Source organism: Ruegeria sp. SCP11 (genome assembly GCF_040329455.1).
Taxonomy (GTDB): domain Bacteria; phylum Pseudomonadota; class Alphaproteobacteria; order Rhodobacterales; family Rhodobacteraceae; genus Ruegeria; species Ruegeria atlantica_E.
The window spans coordinates 19,969-42,422 of the sequence record NZ_JBDZYG010000015.1; the positions used below are offsets into that span (position 1 = coordinate 19,969).

General features: G+C 54.3%; 16 protein-coding genes and 3 pseudogenes. 15 read left to right on the plus strand and 4 right to left on the minus strand.

The features are described 5' to 3' along the window. Nucleotides 1-340: 340 nt before the first annotated feature. Together ABLN94_RS19750 and ABLN94_RS19755 are read right to left on the minus strand one after the other, a co-directional pair. Entirely contained in the window at nucleotides 341-1,948 is a 1,608-nt protein-coding gene (locus ABLN94_RS19750; RefSeq protein ID WP_352995716.1) for an adenylate/guanylate cyclase domain-containing protein, read from the minus strand. A gap of 323 nt (nucleotides 1,949-2,271) precedes the next feature. Then, complete coding sequence (locus tag ABLN94_RS19755) at nucleotides 2,272-2,595, minus strand: hypothetical protein (protein ID WP_352995859.1); 324 nt, start codon at nucleotides 2,593-2,595, stop codon at nucleotides 2,272-2,274. Between ABLN94_RS19755 and ABLN94_RS19760 the strand changes: the two are divergent. The 13 genes and pseudogenes from ABLN94_RS19760 (at nucleotide 2,515) to ABLN94_RS19825 (ending at nucleotide 16,017) form a co-directional block, all read left to right on the plus strand. Further along, nucleotides 2,515-3,162 (plus strand): annotated as a pseudogene (locus tag ABLN94_RS19760) (IS6 family transposase). The gene ABLN94_RS19755 and the pseudogene ABLN94_RS19760 overlap by 81 nt on opposite strands. A gap of 243 nt (nucleotides 3,163-3,405) precedes the next feature. Then, the gene (locus ABLN94_RS19765) at nucleotides 3,406-4,332 is read left to right on the plus strand and encodes a choline ABC transporter substrate-binding protein (protein WP_352995718.1); all 927 of its coding nucleotides are present in this window, start codon (nucleotides 3,406-3,408) and stop codon (nucleotides 4,330-4,332) included. A 95-nt stretch (nucleotides 4,333-4,427) separates the two neighbouring features. Next, nucleotides 4,428-5,258, plus strand: a complete 831-nt coding sequence (gene choW / locus ABLN94_RS19770) for a choline ABC transporter permease subunit (protein WP_170486709.1) — start codon at nucleotides 4,428-4,430, stop codon at nucleotides 5,256-5,258. Nucleotides 5,259-5,261: 3 nt separating this feature from the next. Then, nucleotides 5,262-6,287, plus strand: coding sequence for a choline ABC transporter ATP-binding protein (gene choV, locus ABLN94_RS19775; protein ID WP_352995721.1), 1,026 nt, complete (start codon nucleotides 5,262-5,264; stop codon nucleotides 6,285-6,287). Between the two features lie 314 nt (nucleotides 6,288-6,601). Next, nucleotides 6,602-6,727: pseudogene (locus tag ABLN94_RS19785) on the plus strand (IS6 family transposase); the annotation flags it as partial. After that, entirely contained in the window at nucleotides 6,705-7,463 is a 759-nt protein-coding gene (locus tag ABLN94_RS19790; protein WP_352995723.1) for an efflux RND transporter permease subunit, read from the plus strand. The pseudogene ABLN94_RS19785 and the gene ABLN94_RS19790, both read left to right, overlap by 23 nt. A gap of 5 nt (nucleotides 7,464-7,468) precedes the next feature. Next, nucleotides 7,469-8,209, plus strand: coding sequence for an efflux RND transporter permease subunit (locus ABLN94_RS19795; protein WP_352995725.1), 741 nt, complete (start codon nucleotides 7,469-7,471; stop codon nucleotides 8,207-8,209). A 387-nt stretch (nucleotides 8,210-8,596) separates the two neighbouring features. Continuing rightward, nucleotides 8,597-9,400, plus strand: a complete 804-nt coding sequence (locus ABLN94_RS19800) for a bifunctional hydroxymethylpyrimidine kinase/phosphomethylpyrimidine kinase (protein ID WP_352995727.1) — start codon at nucleotides 8,597-8,599, stop codon at nucleotides 9,398-9,400. Between the two features lie 3 nt (nucleotides 9,401-9,403). After that, nucleotides 9,404-10,471, plus strand: coding sequence for a methylglyoxal synthase (locus tag ABLN94_RS19805; RefSeq protein ID WP_352995729.1), 1,068 nt, complete (start codon nucleotides 9,404-9,406; stop codon nucleotides 10,469-10,471). A gap of 236 nt (nucleotides 10,472-10,707) precedes the next feature. Beyond that, a pseudogene (locus ABLN94_RS19810) lies at nucleotides 10,708-11,279 on the plus strand (DDE-type integrase/transposase/recombinase). Nucleotides 11,280-11,440: 161 nt separating this feature from the next. Beyond that, nucleotides 11,441-14,392: an NAD(P)-dependent oxidoreductase gene (locus ABLN94_RS19815; RefSeq protein WP_352995731.1), complete on the plus strand. Its 2,952-nt coding sequence runs from the start codon at nucleotides 11,441-11,443 to the stop codon at nucleotides 14,390-14,392. A 308-nt stretch (nucleotides 14,393-14,700) separates the two neighbouring features. Continuing rightward, on the plus strand, nucleotides 14,701-15,078 hold the full coding sequence (locus ABLN94_RS19820) for a SnoaL-like domain-containing protein (protein WP_352995733.1): 378 nt from the start codon (nucleotides 14,701-14,703) through the stop codon (nucleotides 15,076-15,078). A 93-nt stretch (nucleotides 15,079-15,171) separates the two neighbouring features. Next, nucleotides 15,172-16,017, plus strand: coding sequence for a universal stress protein (locus ABLN94_RS19825; protein WP_352995735.1), 846 nt, complete (start codon nucleotides 15,172-15,174; stop codon nucleotides 16,015-16,017). A gap of 78 nt (nucleotides 16,018-16,095) precedes the next feature. Here ABLN94_RS19825 and ABLN94_RS19830 read toward each other — a convergent pair whose 3' ends face one another. Together ABLN94_RS19830 and ABLN94_RS19835 are read right to left on the minus strand one after the other, a co-directional pair. Then, entirely contained in the window at nucleotides 16,096-16,650 is a 555-nt protein-coding gene (locus ABLN94_RS19830; protein WP_352995737.1) for a flavodoxin domain-containing protein, read from the minus strand. Between the two features lie 649 nt (nucleotides 16,651-17,299). Next, nucleotides 17,300-18,238: a GlxA family transcriptional regulator gene (locus tag ABLN94_RS19835; protein WP_352995739.1), complete on the minus strand. Its 939-nt coding sequence runs from the start codon at nucleotides 18,236-18,238 to the stop codon at nucleotides 17,300-17,302. Between the two features lie 117 nt (nucleotides 18,239-18,355). Here ABLN94_RS19835 and ABLN94_RS19840 point away from each other — a divergent pair, with 117 nt between their 5' ends. Both ABLN94_RS19840 and ABLN94_RS19845 read left to right on the plus strand, forming a co-directional pair. Continuing rightward, entirely contained in the window at nucleotides 18,356-20,824 is a 2,469-nt protein-coding gene (locus ABLN94_RS19840) for a CoA transferase (RefSeq protein ID WP_352995741.1), read from the plus strand. A 41-nt stretch (nucleotides 20,825-20,865) separates the two neighbouring features. Continuing rightward, a complete protein-coding gene (locus tag ABLN94_RS19845) occupies nucleotides 20,866-22,452 on the plus strand; it encodes an ABC transporter substrate-binding protein (RefSeq protein WP_417750536.1) in 1,587 nt (528 codons plus the stop codon). Nucleotides 22,453-22,454 lie beyond the last annotated feature (2 nt).

The following is a 22,454-nucleotide window of genomic DNA, read 5'->3' on the forward strand; positions in this document are numbered from 1 at the left end:
CGCGCTCGCTGTGCACATTTGAAGTTCACACTAAGGAGCGAATGTCGGTTGTGCGCTAAAATCGGTCCAATGCGATTGCAGTATCTGAACAACCAAGCAATGACCGGTAAGGGCTCACTACACTTTGCGATGCATCTGCAGAGAACAACGGCTGAGCCCACAGCGACTTACATCGATGTCCAAGCCGCGCAGATAGCAGGCTTCGCATAGTTTGACTGGTTTTTCGAAAGAAGAAAGTGAGGCCTTCCTTTCAGATGGTTTGGAAATTCAACCGCATAGATCCCATACCAGCCTTTACTGTTTGGTCGGTTCTCCTAAATTCCAATGAGTAGGCAAGGTCTTAGACCCCTTCAGCACAAGTTATCAACTCGAATGCTGCTATACTTGAACCGACCCCTTTAAGATTGAACGGACCCGCTGGCATCATTTCGCTTTTCACCTGCCAGGCTGTAGCGTGCGAAATCAGTGTCTGGCCGTCCTTGGCGATTTCACAAAGTCGTGCTGCGAGGTTTGGGGCGGGTCCAATTGCGGAGTAATCCAGGCGGTTTTCAAATCCGATCTGGCCCATTGTAGCAGCGCCTGTAGCGATCCCAATTCCAAGCCCGAGACCTCGCTCGTCTGCCCCTGCTTTGTACGATGCCATAGCCTCGCGCACTCTCCCTTGCATGTCTTGTGCCAAATCCACGGCCCGTTGTGCCGCGTTCTCTACCGGAACTGGAGCACCAAACAGGACCATCAAGCCATCGCCAAGGAACCGTTCTAGTGTTCCTCCACACGCCTCCACAAGCGGCCCACAAGTGCCGTGAAAAGTATTCAGAACGTCAATAACCTGGTCCGGAGTCGCAGCAGTCGCAAAGGCGGTAAACCCGCGCAGATCGGCGAACAGGACTGTAATCTCTGCTCGACGTGTTCGAAGAACGTCTTCTCCATCTGAAGCGCCGACAATCATCGTAGCCACTTGTGCGGGTAAATAGCGCTTCAAGCGGTTGGTGCGCTCAATCTCTTCGACTTGCTCGGCCACACGTGTTTCCAGAACAGCGTTCCAGTCGGCTAGTTGCGTTTTTTGTGCCTCTACCTGTTCGTACAATTCCCCTAGTTTTTGACTGGTCTGATTGACGTGGTAGGCCAGTTCACCAAGCTCGTCTCGATTGGGAACGTCGACCCTTTCATCGAACCCACCTTTGGAAAGTCTGCCGAGTGCTACGCGAATGCGTTGAATTGGCCACAAAAGTGAAGAAGATATCGAATACCCCAGTAGAAGCGCGACGCCGATCGCAATCAACGCCGCCGCCACGATGTTCTGACGAGAGGTCAGATAAGCCTGTGTCGTCGTCCGCGCGCGGCTTCGCATCTCATGTTCGATGTGTTGAACGACGGTGTAAGCCTCTCTTTGCATTGCTTGGAGCGGTTCGAAAGCTTGCGCAATTCCATATTCTGCGGCCTCTCTATACTTCATTTCAGCCCCCAAGCGTCTTATTTCCAAGGTGATTGGTTTGATGGACTGAATGTCGGCCCGAAGTTCGGCAATCGTTTTCTCATCTGGCATACCGGTTTGTCCGAACCGGCGCGCACCCACCGCAAGATCTCGTTCAAGATCGACCGTTCGATTATAAACAAGCCCTGTCGGTACTCTAAAAAATCCCTGATCTTTTGGCGCGACCTCAGATTCCAAGCTCGGGTAAATCGCTAAGGTATATGCTATGATGTTGGACAAACTGATGTACGTATCGTTGAAAAAAGCGATACGCTCTTGGTCTTGAATCATCGCTTCGGTTCGGACATTTGCTTTGTGCAACGAAAACAGACCAAAGAGTGCCAGACCGACAAGCAAGCATGTGACGCCCAAAAATGCGGTAAGAAGTTTTGCCCGAACTGAAAGCGCGATTCTTGCGACGCCACGTGCAACAAAAGTTGGCTGTTTTGAGTCTTTTTCGCGGTCTTTTTTCATACCCGCTATTCCGCCGAATGGTCTACATAGTGCGGTAAATCTGGAATTATTCTGCACTATTTGGCTAAAAAACACCAACGCTGCAGAATGCCATTATTGTTGGATGCTCGTGTTGAAGCGCTCCTCAGGAATACCGATGCTGAGGTCCGAGTTTCCGTCTTGGGCTGCATCCAGTCACTGATGCGGAAAGCAGCGAACGGTAACACTGAGCCCCAAAGTGGGCATTGGAGTTAGTTCTAAAGACAGGATTATCGGCAAGTCGACGACTAAGCGTTGACTTGCCGGCGAAGTGTTCCCGAAGGTCTCTCGCCAAAGAAATCTCGTTATTCGGAAGCAAAACGCCCCGTGTTAGTGAAGCCGTGGTTTTGCGAGATTTCGGTGACTGTCGCTTTGCCGGCTTTGGCGGCGAACAAATCCCTGCGGACATCGGCAAGTCGGAGCATTCGAAAAGGTCTTGTCAGATTAACTTTGCTTGAGCGGGGCAGGTCGGTTGCTAGCGTTTGGGAATGACCCAACCTGTCTCCTTTAAATACTTTAAGACCAGCACCGAGATCATCCGCCTGGCGGTGATGTTGTATATCCGTTTTCCGCTTTCGCTTCGGAATGTTAAAGACCTTCTGCACGAATGCGCGATCGACGTGAGCCACGAGACTGTCCGATACTGGTGGAACCGTTTTGGTCCGATGTTCGCGTTAGAACTCCGCATAAAGCGTGTTCAGCAATTGCGAGCATACTCGAAAGGGAAGCGGCATTTGGATGAGGTCTTTGTGAAGATCAACTGCAGGCGGCCTTACCTTTGGCACGCCGTCGACCACGAAAGCGGGGTGCTGTAAGCGGTTGTCACAAAACGTCGAAATAGTCATAGAGTATTGAAATATATCAAGAAGTTTATGGGGCGCAATAGTTGTGCCGAAGAGATCTTGACGGATCGTTTTGCGTCTTACTACGCGGTGCTCGGAGAATTGGACGTGCTCGAAAAACAAAAGATTGGCAGGTGGCTCAACAATCGCGCCGAGAACTCGCACTTACTGTTCCGACGAAGAAAACGCACGGTGCAGCGTTTCATGCGCATGAGAAGTTTGCAGAATTTCGCCGCCCTTCATTCCTCCGTATACAACCACTTCAACCAGAAAAGGTCTCTCACCAGCCGAGACATTTTCAAGCTGACACGGTCCGCCGCTCTTGCCGAGTGGCGCGATCTTTGCGCGGCATAAAGGACAACTCTACTGGCCGAGCTGAGACAGGGTCGAATTTGTCTGACAACGCCAACTGAAGCCTATAGGTAGACAGAGGTATCGAAGTCAGGAGGGATTGCAACATTTTCGATGCGTAATTTGACGCCATGTTTTCCGCATGAGCGACTTGGTTTGGGCTCAATATGCCTGTAGTGTTTTTTCTTGACTGACCAATCAAATAACTTGTTATCTGACTCATCAAACATAAAGCGGGGAGCTACGATGAAACTCAAATCTACTATTTCAACACTTGCCGTCATCACGTGTGCAGGTGCTGCGTTTGCGGACTGTTCAGAGGTTGTTTTTTCGGATGTTGGCTGGACGGACATCACTGCCACCACCGCGGCAACGACGGTTGTCCTTGATGCTCTTGGTTACGAAACAGACATCAAGATTCTGTCGGTACCTGTGACCTATACGTCGATGGCAGAAGGTGACATCGACGTTTTCCTTGGTAACTGGATGCCAACAATGGAAGGCGACATCGCCCCTTACCGCGAAGCAGGTACCGTCGACACAGTTCGTGAAAATCTTGAAGGCGCCAAATACACGCTGGCGGTCAACTCAGTCGCAAGCGAGTTGGGCATCAAGGACTTCGCGGATATCGCTGCCCACAAAGATGCTCTGGACGGAAAGATCTTCGGTATTGAACCCGGCAATGACGGCAACCGCCTTATTCAATCGATGATCGACGGCGACTCGTTCGGGCTGTCCGGTTTTGAAGTGGCTGAAAGTTCGGAACAAGGCATGTTGGCACAGGTCGACCGTGCAAGCCGCAAGGGCGATCCGATCGTGTTCCTTGGCTGGGAACCGCATCCGATGAACGCCAACTTCGAAATGAGCTATTTGACGGGCGGAGACGATTTCTTTGGGCCTGATCTGGGCGGCGCGACCGTCTATACGAACACCCGCAAAGGGTATTCAGCAGAATGCCCCAATGTTGGCGCTCTCCTCGGCAATCTGAAGTTCTCACTCGCGATGGAAAACGAGATCATGGCCTCCATTCTTGACGATGGTGAAGATCCGCAAGACGCCGCCAGTGCATGGCTCAAAGCCAATCCAGATGCATTCACGGCTTGGCTGGATGGGGTAACCACAAAAGACGGTGGTGACGCTGTTGCTGCCGTAAAAGAGCAGCTCGGTCTGTAACCAAATTTGGCAATTCGAAGCTCCCCGCTAGTATGGTGGGGCGCTTTCAACAACCGGCATAAATCCGAATTTCGGTGGCGGCTCAGGGGATTCATATGGAATGGCTGACGGAAACTAAGATTCCCGTGGGGAAGACCGCCAAGTCGGTATTCGACTGGCTTCAGGATGTGGGAGAACCATTCTTTGACTGGCTGTCCTGGGTATTGGAGCTGTTGATTGATTCCATTCTGTGGTTAATGCAAACGCCGCACCCGCTGATCGTAATCGCGATTTTTGTCGCAATTACTTGGGTGCTTCAACGCAATTGGAAAACATGCCTTTTCGTGCTGCTCGGGTTCTTGTTCATCTTGAATCAGGGATACTGGGAAGAAACCACTGAGAGTCTGACACTGGTCCTGTCATCCTGTGTTGTTTGTATGTTGGTTGGTGTACCCATTGGCATCGCCGTAGCGCATCGCCCCCGGCTTTATGTTTTCATGCGCCCAGTACTTGACCTGATGCAGACCCTACCAACCTTCGTCTATCTTATCCCTGCGATCGTATTCTTCGGTATTGGCATGGTCCCCGGTCTAATCGCGACAGTGATCTTTGTTCTGCCCGCACCAATTCGCCTCACTCATCTGGGCGTTTCTTCGACACCGACGCCTCTCCTCGAGGCCGCGCAGGCCTTTGGTGCAACTGGTCGCCAGACCTTGTGGAAGGTCGAACTGCCGTACGCGATGCCGCAAATCATGACCGGCCTCAACCAAACCATCATGCTGTCTCTTTCGATGGTGGTGATCGCCGCACTTGTTGGTGCCGATGGTCTAGGCGTACCAGTTGTGCGGGCGCTCAATCAGGTGAATACGGCGCTGGGCTTTGAATCGGGCTTCATTATTGTCGTCGTCGCGATCATGCTGGACCGTATTCTTAGAGTGGAGCGCTAATCCATGACCGCAGTTGAATTCGATAAAGTTTCCATTGTTTTTGGTGACAAGCCAAAGCAAGCGCTACCGCTCATGGACCAAGGTCTCGAACGCGCCGAGATCCAGGAGAAAACCGAACAAGTTCTGGGCGTCCATGATTGTTCACTTACGGTGAAGGAAGGTGAAATCCTTGTGCTGATGGGGCTGTCCGGTTCCGGAAAGTCCACATTGCTTAGGGCGGTCAATGGCTTGAATCCTGTCGTTCGCGGTTCTGTGCGCGTAAATGACGGGTCTCGAATGGTCGATGTTTCGAACGCGGATGAGACGACACTTCGCCGCATACGGCAGAACCATATCGCCATGGTGTTCCAGCAATTCGGACTTTTGCCCTGGCGTACTGTTCGGGAAAATGTCTGGCTTGGTTTAGAGCTTTCGGGCATGCGCAAATCCGAGCGCAACAAGCAGACCGAAGAACAACTGGAAATGGTTGGACTTTCGGATTGGGCTGATCGGAAGGTTGGTGAGCTTTCGGGTGGTATGCAGCAACGTGTCGGGCTGGCGCGGGCCTTTGCCACGCACGCGCCAATTCTGCTGATGGACGAACCCTTTTCGGCCCTCGACCCGCTCATTCGCACAAAGCTGCAGGATGAATTGCTGGAACTGCAGCGCAAACTGAAGCGCACGATCATTTTCGTGTCTCACGATCTGGATGAAGCTTTCAAAATCGGCAATCGCATTGCCATCATGGAGGGCGGGCGGATTGTTCAGTGTGGTACGCCTCACCAGATCTATTCCAACCCGGCGAACGACTACGTTGGGGAATTCGTAACACACATGAACCCTCTTGGCGTTCTATGTGCCAGAGACGTGATGGAAGCAGCCACAGAGAACACTGAAGTTGCCGTCGACCCGAGCACAAGTATCCGAAAGGTTGTAAATAAAATATTTGAAACAAACGCGCCGATAGGCGTCATCGAAAATGGAACGATAGTTGGCCAAGTCACCAAAGACTTAGTCTTGACAAAGCTTCTCAATCCCAGAGACCGTTGAGCTATATTTTCCACGCACCGCAGGAAACTCTCCGACTTTCAGTCGGAAGCGCTTTAGGCTCCGAACCCATTGATTTCCGCCTGGCTGCGGGACTCATGATTCGGAATCTAGAGGTGAACGTGCCGATCTATTATGGTTAACGGATGCGCAGACGGCGCGTTTCGAAACCTACTTCCAAATCTACCGCGAAAAGCCCCACGTCGATGACAGGCGTGTCTTGAGTAGCATTATCTTTCTCATCTGCACACCTAGGCGGTAGTATTGTCTGTGGAACTTGTTTTGAGGCGGGTAAGGGACTTTCGGCGGCTCCATCCATGAATAAACGATCGCCATTCAAGTACTTCAAAACCAGTTCCCAGATCATCTGTCTGGCCGTGATGCTGTATGGTCTATTTCCACCCTCGCTACGGAATGTCGATGACCTGCTACAAGGGGCAGGAGGCTTGGCTCACTCGCAAGGTCAACGCGGTATTCGATGAACTTGCGCGAGCCTATGGAGCGCTTTTGCGCAGGCTGCTGGGCTGGCAAGGCCAAGTTCTGGCCTCCTCGCTAATATTCTCAATGCTTGTGGTGCCGTTCTACATGTTCTCGGCCAAGGAACTTGCTCCAGTCGAAGACCAGAGCATGATCAGCGTGGTTATCCAATCCGCCCCGGGAAGTTCGCTCGACGCGACCAATGCAAGCATGGACAAGCTGGTGAATCTGGGAATGTCCCTGCCGGATGCCGAGAGCTTCTGGCAAATCGTGACCAAGGAAGGCGGCTTTGGCGGTATTGTATTCAAGGACTTTTTTGAACGCGAACAGAACGTGAAGGACATCATGCCCCAACTCTACAGCGCGTTGGCGCAGATCGGTGAATTAAAGGTGCTTCCCTTCCTCGGTACAGCTCTACCGACTGCCGGTCAATTTGACGTGGAGTTGGTTGTAAAGGGACCAGGCACTTATGCCGAAATGCAAGGCCTCGCCTATGCGTTTCTTGAGGCCGGGTTTGAAAGCGGCAAGTTCCTTTACGTGGACACCGACCTCAAGACCGATCTGCCGGTGGTGCAACTGGAATACCACCACCAGCGGCTGGCGGATCTGGGGCTAACCAGCCGTTCAGTGACCAATCAGCTTTCAGCGTTTCTATCGGACCGCTACGTCAATCGGTTTGACGCGGGCGGGCCTATTAGGTGATCCCGATGGCGGCAGAGAGTTTTCGGGCTGAACCGGCGGCGCTTAGTTCACTGCGAATTCGATTGTCCGATGGAACGATGGCGCCGTTGAACGCGCTTGCTGATATTCAGGTGGTCGAGCAACGTCGTGCCCTTGGCAAATTTGACCAACAACGCGCATTCCGCATTACCAGCGGTGTGATCCCAAGCACTACCAAGGTTCAGGGTCTGGCAGCGATGGAAGAAGCCGCAAAATCCATCTTGCCACCCGGCTACACCATCGATTCCGCAGGCATTTCCCGCCAGATAATGCAAGAGGCAGATAGCCTAGTGGTGACGATGGCGATGTCTTTGGCGATTGTGTACCTGGCGCTGGTCCTTCAATTCAACAGTTTCCGGTCGCCGTTGATCATCCTGTTGGGGGCGGTGCCGCTCGCCCTGTCCGGGGTAGTGATGATCTCGTTTCTTGGCCTAACCTCTATCAACATCTACTCGCAGTTCGGGATCATCACTTTGGTGGGGCTGGTTGCGAAGAATGGGATTTTGATCACAGAGTTCGCAAACGAATTGTCGGCGCAAGGTAAGGATCGCGTGAGCGCCATAGTCGAAGGAGCACAATCGCGGTTGCAAGCCATTTTGATGACGACAATAGCTACCGTCGTTGGTCATGTCCCGCTTGTGTTGGTTGAAGGCCCCGGAGCTGAGGCGCGCGGTAGCATCGGTATCATTATCGTGGCAGGGATATCGGCACTCTGTTCACGCTTGTAGCACTTCCTTCGATTTACCTTCTGTTTTCGCCGAGACCTGCTGCGCAGTCACCTGAAACGGCGAATTCGAGAAACGACGGTGTGCAGGATAAAGCCTAAGAAACAGCGGTCTTTCAAATTATTGGGAGCCTAGGGGATGGTGAGAAGTGCGCGGTATCAACCTGGGTTCAGCAGTGCCTGTGAAGCCTGATCCCGCCTGTTTCGATTGAACGCTATGTATATGAAGCTGATCACTGTCCCCCCTTGGCAGGTAAGAAGACCATATCTGCTTTGGGTGAAACACTTTGGTTTGTGAAGCTGTTTGGGGTGCGTACTGCACTGCATTTGTCGCCCAATTGAATCCAATGCTGTGTAGTATCAATTCTGACGGCTGCAGTGAGGAAAGAACGTGGCGCGCATCATGATCATTTCTAGCTTCGTGACAATCGGTCACGTTGGTTTGTCGGCAGGACAGCCTGTTTGTCAAAGGCTGGGCGTGAACGTCACCTCTGTGCCTACGGTCGTTCTATCAAATCACCCCGGCTGGCCTGAAGTTGCGCGTGCTCCGGTTGCGGCGGAGCATATAGTGGCTATGGCCGAAACCCTGAGTTCGAACGGCTGGCTCGCCGATCACGAGGCAGTGCTGGTTGGGTATATGCCCACTGTCGAGCATGTTGATGCCGCAGCCGCGCTTTTGGCTCGGGTCAGTGAGGTTGCAGATAAACCCCGTATCGTAGTTGATCCCATTCTGGGAGATTGGCCAAATGGCCTTTACGTGTCGGAGGGCGTTGCGCAGGCGGTTCGAGACAGGCTTGTACCTCTGGCGAATACAATGACACCTAATCTATTTGAACTTGAATGGCTTTCGCAGCGGAAATGTATGACGGTCGATGATACAAAATGTGCCGCTCAGGCTTTAGACATTGAAACGGTTCATGTCACCTCGGCTCCATTGGGTTGGGAAAAAACGGGTATCCTTTCATTGTCCGGTGGAGAATTTCACGAGTATTGCACGCCACGATATCCGGATGTGCCGCATGGCGTTGGTGATGTATTCGCTGCCTTGATTGCGGCGAATTTTCAGGTTGGTCAGGCAGTGGGCTATGTGTGCGCTCTTGCTCGATCGTCCCAAGGTCAAGAACACTTGAATATCGTTGACGCGTCTGCAGATTGGGTATCTGCACCGGCAATTGCAGCAACCAGGAAGGACTAGGTAATGGCTTTCAATTTCATCCTGATGCTGACTGAGAACGACCGCACTATCCCGGACGCCCACGCACGCTTGGAAGAGGCGTTGGAAGGAGGCGCTCGTCATATCGGTTTCAAGGATGTTGGTCTACCTCTGGAAGATCTACGCGGTTTGGCGCAGACCATTCGTGCCGCAGGCGGAAGATCTTACCTGGAAGTGGTCAGTCTTGATGAGGAAAGTGAGCTGGCTTCAGCTCGCGCCGCCGTAGGACTAGATGTCGACTGCCTTCTCGGAGGGACGAGGGCATCGGCGGTCACGGAAGTGACCCGCGATCACCCTCTGCGCTACTATCCGTTTCCCGGACGGATCACAGGTCATCCCAGCGTGCTAGAAGGCCCCGTCAGCGACATCGTAGCATCCGCTCGCGCGTTGGCTGATCTCGAGCATGTGCACGGGCTGGATTTGTTGGCTTATCGGTTTTCCGGTGACGTCCCGGCTTTGATGCGGCAAGTTGCACAGGCCGTTGCCAAGCCAGTGATTGTGGCTGGCAGCATCGATAGCGAAGCCCGGATCGGTGCAGTAGCGGAATCCGGTGCGCAGGGTTTTACGGTTGGTACGGCCGCATTCGCCGGTGCTTTTCAGACCGACGCCAGCTTTGTCGATCAGGTCCGCTCGATCCTCGCCATTACCACAAGTGCCCAGAGGGTCTCGACGGCTTCGCGCAGGTTTGCACTGGTGGCCCATGATGACCGAAAGTCACATCTTCGCGCTTGGGTTCTGCGTCATAGAACAGCTTTGGCAGGACACAGACTGATTTGCACCGGCGATACCGGCGCACTTGTTGCCAGCACCTGCCCGGAATTGAACGTCCGAAGATTGCAGCGCGGGTCCAGAGGGGGGGACCAACAACTTGGTGCGCTAGTGGCGACCGGTGAGCTGGACGCAGTGATTTTCTTTGCCGACCCAATGGCACCTCATGGCTATGATGTCGACCTTCAAGCTCTGACCCGACTTACCATAATGCATGACATCCCAATGGCACTCAGCGCTGCCGCAGCGGATCTTCTTGTGACAGCTTTTCTTGCTCACAGCTGAGCCTCCCGAGTTCGGTTTGCACCAGCCTTGGAGTGGCTTGCGAAAATACTCGGTTTTTGTTCAGTGCAAACTTGCCCAATCTGATTGCTTCTGTTGACTGAATTTTGTTGAAAGACCTTTTTGGGGTCTTGTCAGAAGAACTTGCCTTGAGGCGGGCAGGGGGGCTTTCGTAGTCTCGACCCCCAAAAAAACGATCACCACTCAAGTACTTCAAGACCAGTCCGGAGTTCCTTCGTCTGGCTGCAATGCTGTATGTTCGTTCCCCGTTGATACTTCGCAATATCGAATATCTGTTTCAAGAGCGCGGGTCCAACAACTGCGACCTTTTTCAAAATCGAAATGGCAAGTCGACAAAGTTTTCGTGAAGGTGAATGGTGAACGGCACTATCTCTGGCGAGCCGTCGATCACGAGGACGAAGTGCTCGAAGCCGTGGAAATTATACACCGAAACAAACGGGCGGCGTTGAATTGCCTCAGGAAATCGATGCGGCGCCACAGTACTGCGAATGAAGTTGTCGCAGACCACTTCGCATCGAACAGAGCCGCCCTCGGAGAGCGTAGTGCGACGGAGAAGCAGAAAACGGCCAGGTGGCTTAACAACTGGGTTGTGAATTCTCATCTTCCATTCCGGCGACGAGAACGCGCGATGCGGCGCTTCAGGCGTATGCGAAGTTTACAGAAGTTCACCGCCGTTCATTCCTCCGTATACAACCATTTCAACCAGAAAAGATCTCTCACCAGCCAAGACACTTTCAAGCTGACACCACCCGCCGCTCTTGCCGAGTGGCGCGAACTTTGCGCGGCATAAGGGACAACCCTACTGGCCAAGCTGAGACTGGTTCGAATTTGTCTGACAGCACCATTTTGACGTTTGATGTCGCGAAAAGTTCGCAAACCGATGTTTCCGATAGTGAACCACTGTTTACGATGCGCGCAGACCGGATTTATTTGTAACCAGACAGGCTGACTATGAGCGACCTTGAAGCACAACGCAAAACCGCCATCGAAGCGACCCGCAGTGGACCACCGCCTCGGACCATCAACCCATTCTTTGGTGTAGGCCCTATCACTGACGTTATTCAGGATGAGGCAGATGGGCGGAAAAACCGTTTCGAATTCGACCGCTGGTTAGAAACCAACTACCGCAAGCTCGACGATAAGGGCAACGATCTGGGCCCGTTCACCACAGCGGAAATTGGACGTTCAATGCACCGTGGCTACCCGGCGGATGCAATCCTGCGCGACATGATGTTCCATATCCACCGGTATTTCGGCTTTCCCAAGGAAAATCAGATGGCTGTGGGACTTGGCGGCGGCCACAGTGGTTATACCGTAGCCATCATGCATCTGATGAACCCTAATCTGAGCGGGCAGAAGCTGTTCGTCGACACACCGCGTCCTGAAACGGAAGAGGCCAACAAGGGCGGCTTCTTCCGTCAAAGCTGGGGCACCCAGATTCTGGAATTGCAGCAGTTCGCCGCCAACGGTCATGAAGACAAGGTTGTTTTTGCTACTGCCGAAGGCACTATCCCTTCCGCTGATGAACTGGAATCCCTGGGTATCACGCTTTTCGTTGGCGTCGGTCACGAGACCACCGGTGCCACCACATATACGACCGAAGAAGTGAAATCGCTTCTCGAGTGGCTGGACCGCGATCCGGTAAACCGCCATGCGATGATCGACGCCACCTCGATGCTGGGTAGTATGCCCTGGCCGCAGGACGTGGTCGAGGCGTTCATGGCGAAGTGCAACATTTTTACCCCCTTCCAGAAAGCAATCGGCGGTGTTTCTGGCTATTTCCTGGCTTCTTTCACTCCAGCTGCGATTCAGTTGATCGAAGACAACCAGAAGAACCCGGCCTGGGCGATTGCACGCCAGTTGAAACTGGTTGTTCCGACTGATGCCAAGAAGCCGCTGACCGGTGAAAAGACTGTGGGTCTTGGCCCGTTTTACGATGCTGCAGCCGACAAGATGACCGGTGGCGTGATCAACACCTTCTCTTCGCTGGCCTTTGCAGAAACTACCTATGGGCTTTTGCGTGTTGAAAAGATGTTTGGTTCGGTTGAGGTGATGAACCAACGCTCTGCCGCCAACCGCGCGCAGATCGACGAATGGCTTGCAGGTCAGGATCTGCTAGTTGCGGGTGTAGGTGACGCACAAAAACGTGGCGCGGCAGTGACCCTGCTGGCCGTGAACGACTCCGGCATCACCGATCCCGCTGTGCACGCGCGTATCATCGCCCGCTCCAAACAGCTGCTGGGTTACGAAGGTCTGACGCATCCAAATGGAGATTATGAGCCCGGCCTCGACGCTGCGCGCTATGTCAACGCATTTCCCGGTACACCGGGCGATTACCGTGCCTGGATCGGTGGTATCCGCGACTCTCAAGACATCGTTCGTTTGCTCGAGAACATTTCTTATGCCTACAACCGCGCCAAAGTTGTCGTGTTGGAAGAAGAGCTCGCCGCTCAGGGCACCACGTTCGAAGCCTCGACGACTGCCGGAGGGGATGTACGCAAAGACGATCCGAACCGTGCGTATCGCATTCTGGTGGCGGACCTCGTGGGATTGAAATTTGGTGCCGACGGTCAACCGGATGCTTCCGCTGTTAAGGCCTATGTGGAAGAGCAGGGCGCAACATTCACCTATGGCGGTTGGGATGGTTCTGATCTGCCTGCAGGCCAGCATTTCTTCTACCTGCCGGACCTGTCAACTCATGAAGAACTGACCGCAGCCTGCTGCGACAACCAGTATGACGCGGTGATCGCGGCGGCGACCTTCTTCCCTGAGAACGCGACTTTCCCAGAAGGCGGTGTGCGCATCGGCGCAGGAACCGGTAACATGGCGTGTGCTTGCTGGGGTGGTGGTGACGGCGCGGGTGGAGCCGCTCCGCTGATGAATACCCCAAGCTTCAACAGCCGTGCCACAGCACAAACTGCAATGAAGGCCCTGCTGCGTGTGCTGCCTGACCTAAAGGTCGACGAGATGCACAAACGCGTCGTTGATGGTGACTTCGACACCGGTAAGCACCTGCGCGACTATCCGACTGAAAAGCTTGAAGGCAAACGGCTGGGCGTGATCGGTTACGGTAATATCGGCCGTGAAGTCGCTAAGCTGGGCAAAGCCTTCGGTATGTCCGTTGCGATCTATGCTCGTGAACGTCACCGTCAGTGGATCGAAAGCGAAGGCTTCATCTATGCCGCAACCCCGGAAGAGGCAGCAGAGGGTGCTGACGTTCTATCGCCCCATACAGGTCTTGGTGCCAAGGGCGCAGATGGTGTCTTCGCCAATGCCGGACTTGTTGGTGCATCGGTTCTGAACGCCCTGAATGATGGTGCGGTACTGGTCAACTACGATCGTGGAGAAGTTGTCGATGCCGGCGCGCTGAATGAGGCGATGGCGTCCGGCAAGGTGGCTTATGCAGCCATCGACGCTGACCTCTTTGTCGCCGAAGACGGCAGCCTGTTTGGTCCGATGGTACCCTACCGCCCATTGATCGAGGCATATCCCGGCCGCCTGGAGCTGCTGCCGCATGCTGCTGCTGACACTGAACACACCTCGCGTGTCGAAGGCGCAAAGCAAGCAGTAGACCAGATACTGTCTGCAATCCGCCATCGCAAAGTGATTAACTGCAAAGGCGACGTGCCCGAGGGCTACGTAAGCGGTGGTGCGCAGACAGTACCGGGGGTTGGCAAAGTTTCGGCCTCGGTCATCGCGTCTGTTGCAGAGGACGCGAACACCCTGACGCGCCTCCGTGATACAGTTGAAACACTGGCGGCCATCTGGGGCGCGATCGAGACGACCCGAGATCCGGTCCGCAGGGCGGAACTGATCGAACGCCACGGTGAAGCGCTGACACTCGCTACGAACACGCTGCACCGAGACTTCGACGCGCTGGGTCTTGTCGGCGCTTACAACTGACTGGGGCCTTCCGGTCCTGAAAACTAAGACAACTGGCGCGCGGGGCTATAGCGGCGCGCGCCGGTAAACAGATCATGTCAGAAGAACATGTTGGGGCAGGCAGGGGGCCTTCGCGACCGCCACCCATGAATAAGCGATCGCCCTTCAAACACATCAAAACCAGCCCCGAAATTATATTTCTGCCTACCGGAGACTGGTTCTAATTTGACCAACAGCATCATCGAAACAGGTCGATGCGCTCATTGATCCTTGTCAAGATTGGAAAGAGTAGGAAGTGGTACAGTTGATGACAAAGTAAGGGAGAACACATGGAAGACCTAGTCAAGATAGGAAAAGAATTCGTCCAAGCCATGCGTGATCGCAGGGGGCTTGCGAGTGTTGAAGAATTGTATGCTGAAAATGCGCAGTCGATAGAGGCAGTCGTGCCTCCGGTTCGCCAATTCCGCATTACAAAAGGTCGGGACGCCATCAAAGGAAAAAGAGAGGATTGGCTGGCAACGCATGAAATTCAAGAACTCGAAGTAGATGGCCCCTACGTCCATCCGCCCAACCGCTTCGGAGTGCGATATAGGGCTGAGGTAGTTCAGAAGGGTACAGGTGAGCGCATGACCCTGTGCGAGATCGCCGTGTATTCGGTAGCAGAAGGCAAGGTCGTACTCGAAGAATTCTTTATGTTGCCGAAGTAGGAAGAGAGACCGGCAGCATTTTCTCTGCGTTGGTTGCATCACACCTATTGCTCAGCTTCCTGCGCGCTGTGACGTTTTGGATGGAGATCAGGTATGCAACGCAGAACTTCGGTCTATTTTATTGGCGCTGATACCAGCGACGAGCCGATATTTGAATGCGCTGAAGCTGCCCGGATCCAGAACGGGCATTTGACATGCCATCTCATTGCTGCGTTGCCTAATCTGCCATACTTAAAGTACGGATCCAAAAGGTTTGTTGAGGCAGGGCTACCTTCCAATTGGCTGGATCTTTTGAAAAACAAAAAAGCCGAACTAAAGTCTCGCACCAATGAGGTTGAAACGCTGCTTGCACGCCAAGGCGTATCGGCAAACGTGATAGCCTCTATGGGCTCAGTAACAGAACTACAGCATCTGGCGGCACGACAAGCGTATAGCTCCGATATTGCTTTTCTAGACGCTGAATTTCGAAACGACCCCGACGTGTTTCACAAAGTTGCTTATGGAATATTGTTCCATTCACCTGTCGCCTTGATGATTAATGGAGATCCGTTTGCCCGTCGCGACCGTGTTTTCCTAGCATGGAATGATAGTTTGGCCGCATCCAGAGCCGCGCATTTTGCATTGCCCTATTTTCTGGCAGCCAAAGAAGTTGTGATTGGATGTTTTGATCCGCCGTCATCTGATGATCCAGAAGCCCAAGAACTCGGTGCTGACATAGCGGCATGGCTCAGCCATCACCGGTGCAATGTGGCCGTATCACAGTTCCCAAGTGACGGGCATTCGATTGAACACTGCATTCAGGAGCGTGCAAAAGAAGTTGGTGCTGACCTCGTTGTTATGGGCGCTTATGGGCATTCATATTTGCGAGAGTCAGTTTTTGGCGGAACTACTCTAGGAATGTTGGGAAACACCGACATTCCAGTCCTATTTGGGCACTGACTGACGCGAGCGGGCACGCATTCTCACTAGGTTTCGCGATTAAAATAGGCAGAGGCGCGATCCCGCTGCTTCACGAACTTATTTGAGAGAGGTCAAGTCTGCTCGGTCGTTCTCGTCTAGGAATGTCATCACAACTGACGCAAGTTCATCCCAGTCCGTAAATTCCCGCGCTCCATCTCTTGGATCGATATTCCGGCCCAACAAGACGACGTGCTGAACGATCTCCTTCTCAAAGTACCCGTAGTTTTCGGGTCGTACTGCGCCTGCGACCAACGCGGTCGCGTCGGGTTTGAAATTTGTTCGTAACAGCATTTCGTTGAGGTAATCGTGGGCTTCCTCACGACCAGAGGCAAATGCGGCTTTGAGACTGACAGAGAGCACGAGAGATTTTCGTATTGCCAGCTCGTCTTTGTGCGACGTGATGAAAGCTTCGAATGTCCCAGGGTGACGACGCTCGTGAACAGGAGCCAAGAAAATTACCAGTTTCGCGCCGTCCAACGATACTGGGCCGGATAATTCATCGGTATTTATCAAGCGCGCATTGTATCCAGCCTCCCTCGCGATATTGCTGATAAAACGCGCAATCTTAGCCGTCTGGCCTTCGACAGTAGCGAAGGCGATAAATACGGTCATTCCGATCCTCCCATAAATCGGTCTGAAGAGCGTTCTGAGTATGATGAAGTGGCGCGTGTTCGCCCTTGATCTTAATCAAAAGCATTTGTCAGTCGCTCTATGAGCGAGCTGAGGCCTGTCCTTACGGCACATATTGAGGTTTTTTCAAGGACTCGCAATGCCTTATGAAATTAAGCGGATATCGGATTGATCGGCGGTGGGCACGCCTAATTCTCATAAAACCATCGGCTACAACGCCCAAGGTTCCCGACAAATGCCGGGGGCCTAATTGCCTTATTCAAAGCTATTGAACCATTTTTGTCGGTTCGATCTTGTTTGAAGTACTTAGGTGGAGGCGGGTAGACCTTTTAACATAATGCTGGCACACGCCGCAGTAAGCGCCAGATCGGTCCAGACGGTTCGGCCCTACGGACGGTGTCGCAATTGGCGGCAGCTTGATGGGCGCATAGGGGCCGTTTTCTACATCTGAGATGTTGGGCGGTAACAAGACATTCCCCGTACGGCGTTCCTGCCAAGAAATATAGGAGCCGACACTTTGCGGGTTCGCATTTGGAACACCAATCCGTTAAGCTAAGAAATCGGCCCAGAGCCTTAAAAAGAAACGCCAAATTCTTGTTAAGCGCGCGAGCTGTAACCTTCCAACTCGACATCACCACATTTGCTTGTGCTTGCGCGTAGATCCGATGCTGACCCCAAACTGCCGCGAAAACGCCTTTGACAGCGATTGCGCGGAAGAATAGCCGCATCGCATCGCGACTTCGTTCAGGACGAGATCGGTGTGGGCTACGAGATCACGGGCACGCGATAACCGCATCAACTGGTAATAGCGCTGAGGTGGCATCCCCAATTCCTTGACGAAGATGCGCGACAAGGACCGGACCGAGAGATTGGCCCGCTTTGAGATGTCTTCAATTTGTAACGGCGTTTCGACGTTTTCTGCCATGATGGAAATGCAGCGCCTTAGGTTTTGCGAGCCTTTAGGCTGCATGGAGCCGCTGCCCAGCCCTTCAAAACGCGAGCCGTCATGTAAGAACATGCTGGCGGCATCATGTGCCAACGCATCGCCATAGCGCTCTGAAATGAAAGCGATCATCAGATCCATCGCGGTCGAAGCACCGCCGCAGGTCCAGATTGAACCATCGCGCACAAACCGGTCGGGTAGGGTTTCGACGCCCGGAAAGGCCTCTGCGAACTCAGCCAATGTCTGCCAGTGTAAAGTGGCTCTGCGACCTTCAAGCAAACCCCAGGAGGCCAGGAACCAGGCTCCGGTGTCTGCGCCAATGACCGTTTTGGCCCGCTTGATCAAAGCGGCGCATCTACGACTGGCAGGGTCGGATGAATTTTGCCGGAAATCATCGCCGCCGACGACCATCAGCAGATCGCAACTGCCGGCATCGGCACGCGTGATGTCGGGCGAAAGACGCAGTCCGCTTGAACTACGGACCGCGTCATCATTGGGCGTCACAATAGACCAGGAAATATCGGCACCAGTCTGGTCCCGGACCACCCTCAAGGGCTCCAGCAGGCACGCCAGAAGCATGTTCGAAAATTTCTCAAAAAGCAGGATATTGGCTTTGAGAGGGGTCATTTCGTCCGATATGGGGTGGTTTTTGGCAGTTTAGGACAACGTGGGCGGAAAATTCAAGATTACCTTTCCTGAAAATTGAAGACGAACCTGCCACTTAAACGAAAGAGTCAGACCACTATGAACGATCGCCCCCTTTCGAGTATTCGCGTTCTTGATTTCGGCCAGTACCTTGCAGGCCCGCTGGTGGGGATGATGCTTGCCGACATGGGGGCTGAGGTGATCCGCATTGATCCTCCGGGTGGTCCTCGCCTCAAGTCGCCTGCGTCTGATATGTTGTCGCGCGGGAAATCTGTGCTGGAACTGGATCTGAAATCTACGGACGGTGTAGAGACGGCGTTGCAATTGGTCAGGCGCGCCGACGTGGTCATCGACAATTTTCGGCCAGGTGTGATGGAGCGGTTGGGTTTGGGTCCGAAGGCGCTGAGCCAGGCAAACCCTGCCATTGTATCGCTTTCCATGCCCGGGTTCGCGTCTACCGATGCAGAACTCGCGGACATCGCAGCGTGGGAGGCCGTGATCGCAGCGCGAACCGGTCAGTTCACCGACATGGGGCTGAATCGGCGTTTGATGGGGATCAACCCGTCATTCACGCCGCTGGGGCTGGCGTCGGCATATGGGGCGACGTTCGGTGCGATGTCAGTGCTGTTTGCGCTACGCGCGCGCGGCAAAAATGGCGGGGATCATATCGAGGTGCCGCTGGCCTCGGCCCTGCTGGAAGGGCTGGTCTACAATTGCGAGCAGATTGAGGACTACCCGGATCGCTACAAATCCCCGCGCGAGGTTGAGTTGGAGCGACGTGCGGCGGAAGGCCTGCCGATGAACCTGGAGTTTTCGGAACTGTCCGAATTTCTGGACCCGTTCTACCGCACGTATCCCTGCGCAGATGGTCGTGGGTTTTATGTTGTGGCCTGCAGCATCAAAGGCCATCCCGAACGTGCCTTTCAGACGTTGGGGTTGAGTGAATTGGCCGAAGGACTGCCTGATTTCGATGCTTATCTGGATCAGAAAGATTGGCCCGCAGAATGGTCGACGCGAAACTACCCGGTCGGTGTTTCCGACCGCGAGCGGGTGTCCACTGCGATGAAAGAGGCCTTTCTAACTCGTCCAGCGCATGAGTGGGAGGAGTTGTTCGGGGCCTCAAAAGCCCCCGCCACCGCGCAACGGACATCGCAGGAATGGCTAAACGACCCTCATGCATTGGCATCTGGACTGGTGCTGCAGGTCGAGGACCCGGTCCACGGCAGAATGCACCAAATGGGTAATGTTGCCTGGCTGGCAAACGATGCGGGTGCGTCGAGCAAACAAGCTGCCCGCCCAGCCGATCTTGCGGCGCTTTTGACCGAGGCGCCCCGGGTTGCAGCAGTAAGTGATGGAGCCGGGCATGGCTGGTTGGACGGTTTAAAGGTTCTGGACCTGACCAATGTGATTGCTGGTCCAACCATAGGCTCGACGCTTGCGCGGTACGGGGCCGACGTCACTTTGGTTCAGCCTGTTGACCCCTCAGTTGACCCTTGGAATGCCGTGGTCTTTGGTATGCATGCTCATCGTGGCAAACAAAGTGTTCTACTGAATCTGCGCAGCGATGAGGGGGAGGACGCGCTGGCGCGTTTGATCGCCGAATCCGATGTCATCACAATGAACGGAACGGATGCACAGCGCGATGCGCTGGGGCTATCCCCGGAGCGGTTGAAAAGCATCAACCCGAAGCTGATTCTGGTGCAGCTTGACGCCTTTGGCGGGCCGAAGTCTGGGCCGAAGTCGAACCATCTTGGCTATGACGACCTAGCGCAGGCGGCAACCGGTGTCATGGTCCGGTTTGGCGGTGGTATGGAAACGCCAGAGGAACACGCTCATTTTGGCACGATTGACGTTTTGACCGGATACTGTGCCTGCGTGGCGCTTGGTGGCGCTCTTATGCAATTGGAGCGGACGGGCGAGGGCGGTATCGCCCGCGCCTCTCTGGCGGCTGCGGGTAATTTGATTCAGGCCCAGTTCATGTATGACTTCGACGGGCGCGCGCCGTTTGATGAACCGTCGGGGCGTCAGGCGCTTGGCTGGGGACCGTTTTATCATTGCTACGAAGCGGCCGATGGCTGGATGTTCTTCGCCGCCCCGACCGAGCGAGAAAAATCTCTGGCGGCAATTCCGGAACTTGCCGATCTTGCGGGCCTGCCGGAAAGCGAATTGCACGCTGCGCTTGCCAAGCAATTCCGCGAACATCCTATCGCTTTCTGGAGTAAGGCGTTTGCCTCGTCTTCCAGCGCAGTTGTTCCATTGGGATCGTTACATAAAACCCGCGACGCTGCTCTGCAGTTTGAAAGTCGCGGTGCAGTTGATCTGTCACAGGCAACGTTCCGAGTGATCCGGCACGACCAGCACCCGATGGGCCGCTGGTGCGACCTTGTGGCACCGAATGCTGTCCGTCCAGAGCGAGGCCGCATCGAAATTCCATCGCATATGCCCAAATACGGCGCGCACACACGTGAAATTCTAGCACGCGTTGGACTGGACGAGGTCGCTATTGATCGAATGATCGAAACAGGGGCTGCCGCAACACAATGGTCGGACAAGTATCTCCCTGAGTAAGGGGAAACCGCCGACACAAAGAACCGATCGACAGGGAGGGCATTATGGATTCTGTCAAACATCTCGCGGCAACTTGCGCCAAGGGTAAAATGTCACGTCGCGAGTTTCTGTCTCGCGCAGCCATGCTTGGTGTCAGCGCGGTGGTTGCAAACGGGTTGCTGACCCAGGAATTGCGCGCGGCGGTTCCCAGTAAAGGGGGCACTCTGAAACTGGGCCTTGCCGGAGGGGAAAGCACGAACACGCTCGACCCGGCCGCCGCCCTAAGCCAAGTGCCCTACCACGTCACCCGGGCCTTCGGCGAAACGCTTTTGGACGTCAACGGTGACGGCAGCTTCAATATGCGTCTTGCGGAATCCGTTGAAGGCAGCGCGGATGCAAAAACGTGGGCCTTCAAGATCCGCAAGGGCGTCGAGTTTCACAACGGCAAGACTGTGACGCCTGATGACGTGCTAGCCACTTTGAAACGCCACTCGGATGACAACACCAAGTCTGGCGCGTTTGGTGTCATGAAGGCGATTTCGGAGATGTTTGTTGATGGAGACAATCTGATCGTGAAGGTGGAGCGTGGTAACGCCGATCTTCCCTACCTGATGTCGACCTATCAGTTGCTGATTCAGCCGAACGGTGGTCTTGATGACCCGGCGGCCGGGATCGGGACTGGCCCGTACAAGATTGTGGAGGACGAACCCGGGGTGCGCCACGTGTTCGAGAAGTTCGGCAATTACTGGGACGACACACGCGGTCATGTGGATCAGGTCGAAATGCTTGTCATCAATGACAGCACAGCACGATCCGCGGCGCTGCAGTCGGGGCAAGTTCACATCATCAACAAGGTTGAGCCCAAAATTGCCCAGTTTCTGGCGCGCGCGCCGGGGCTTGAGGTGAAGCGCGTCGCAGGGCGCGGTCACTATGTCTTTATCATGCACAGCGATACCGCACCTTTCGATAACAAGGACCTGAGACTGGCACTGAAATACGCGATCAATCGCGAAGAGATGGTGGACAAGGTTCTGCGGGGCTACGGCGCGGTTGGAAACGACACGCCAATCAATGCGGCCTATCCATTCTTTGATGACAGCCTGCCACAACGCGCATTTGATCCGGCGAAGGCGGCAGAGCACTACAAGGCGTCGGGGCATGACGGCTCCCCGATTGAGCTTCATGTTTCCGATGTCGCGTTCCCAGGGGCGCTGGATGCCGCGCAGTTATTCCAGCAGTCCGCCAACGCCGTCGGAATTCCGCTACAAATCAAGCGCGAACCTGCGGATGGTTATTGGTCCGAGGTATGGAACAAAAAACCGTTCAGCGCGTCCTATTGGGGCGGGCGTCCAACCCAGGACCAGATGTATTCGACTGCTTACCTATCGACTGCAGACTGGAACGACACCCGTTTCAAGAACGAGCAATTCGACACACTGTTGTACGATGCTCGCAAAGAACTGGACGCTGGCCGCCGCAAGGACACCTACGGTGAAATGGCGCGGATGGTGCATGACGATGGCGGTCTGATCTGTCCGATGTTCAACGAATTCCTGGAGGGTGTGCGTGATGACGTGCAGGGCTGGGAAGCTGACGGCCAGTGGGAAGTCATGAACGGCCTTGCACCGCATAAATGCTGGTTGGCATAAGG

Bases quoted from the DNA above. Each gene is read 5' to 3' on its own strand.
- ABLN94_RS19750 (WP_352995716.1), bottom strand. From the start codon at position 1,948: ATGAAAAAAGACCGCGAAAAAGACTCAAAACAGCCAACTTTTGTTGCA.
- ABLN94_RS19765 (WP_352995718.1), top strand. From the start codon at position 3,406: ATGAAACTCAAATCTACTATTTCAACACTTGCCGTCATCACGTGTGCA.
- choW (WP_170486709.1), top strand. From the start codon at position 4,428: ATGGAATGGCTGACGGAAACTAAGATTCCCGTGGGGAAGACCGCCAAG.
- choV (WP_352995721.1), top strand. From the start codon at position 5,262: ATGACCGCAGTTGAATTCGATAAAGTTTCCATTGTTTTTGGTGACAAG.
- ABLN94_RS19790 (WP_352995723.1), top strand. From the start codon at position 6,705: ATGACCTGCTACAAGGGGCAGGAGGCTTGGCTCACTCGCAAGGTCAAC.
- ABLN94_RS19795 (WP_352995725.1), top strand. From the start codon at position 7,469: ATGGCGGCAGAGAGTTTTCGGGCTGAACCGGCGGCGCTTAGTTCACTG.
- ABLN94_RS19805 (WP_352995729.1), top strand. From the start codon at position 9,404: ATGGCTTTCAATTTCATCCTGATGCTGACTGAGAACGACCGCACTATC.
- ABLN94_RS19815 (WP_352995731.1), top strand. From the start codon at position 11,441: ATGAGCGACCTTGAAGCACAACGCAAAACCGCCATCGAAGCGACCCGC.
- ABLN94_RS19820 (WP_352995733.1), top strand. From the start codon at position 14,701: ATGGAAGACCTAGTCAAGATAGGAAAAGAATTCGTCCAAGCCATGCGT.
- ABLN94_RS19825 (WP_352995735.1), top strand. From the start codon at position 15,172: ATGCAACGCAGAACTTCGGTCTATTTTATTGGCGCTGATACCAGCGAC.
- ABLN94_RS19830 (WP_352995737.1), bottom strand. From the start codon at position 16,650: ATGACCGTATTTATCGCCTTCGCTACTGTCGAAGGCCAGACGGCTAAG.
- ABLN94_RS19835 (WP_352995739.1), bottom strand. From the start codon at position 18,238: ATGACCCCTCTCAAAGCCAATATCCTGCTTTTTGAGAAATTTTCGAAC.
- ABLN94_RS19840 (WP_352995741.1), top strand. From the start codon at position 18,356: ATGAACGATCGCCCCCTTTCGAGTATTCGCGTTCTTGATTTCGGCCAG.